This is a genomic window from Bacteroides sp. Phil13, from assembly GCF_001940965.1.
GTDB lineage: Bacteria > Bacteroidota > Bacteroidia > Bacteroidales > Bacteroidaceae > Bacteroides > Bacteroides intestinalis.
Genome location: NZ_MSHA01000075.1, coordinates 24,140 through 24,646, shown reverse-complemented (window position 1 = coordinate 24,646; position 507 = coordinate 24,140). Strand labels below are relative to the sequence as shown.

General features: G+C 44.0%; 1 protein-coding gene. It reads left to right on the top strand.

What is annotated here, in order from left to right; all coding sequences use genetic code 11:
• The coding region (traN, locus tag BWI44_RS14630; protein WP_286814753.1) for a conjugative transposon protein TraN at nucleotides 1-450 on the top strand (450 nt) is incomplete at its 5' end.
• Nucleotides 451-507 lie beyond the last annotated feature (57 nt).

Here is a 507-nt window from a genome sequence, read left to right as displayed (position 1 = left end):
TTGGTAAAGCTGATTATGCAGTCCATCTACAAGAACAATGACCGGGAAATAAAGCATTTGGGATGCAAGCGGTTCGGGGTGCAGTTCTTGGTAAAGGGCATTTATTCGCATAACGGGCTTTTTTACTTCCACACACAGGTAAGGAACAGTTCAAACGTGCCGTTTGATACCGATTTTATCCGATTCAAGATTGTGGATAAGAAAGTAGCCAAAAGAACGGCTATTCAGGAAACCGTCATTGACCCGGTGCGGAGCTATAACGAGATACTGGTTATCGATGGCAAAAGTACCGTCCGCACCGTGTACACCGTTCCACAATTCACTATACCGGATGATAAGGTCTTGGTTATTGAACTGATGGAAAAAAACGGGGGCAGACACCAAACTATCCGGGTGGAGAACTCGGATGTCGTGGCAGCCAAAGTGATTAACGAACTTAAAATCAAATGAACATGAAAAGGATATGCTGTATTATATCCCTTTTTGTGCTGTGCCTGACTTTCAACC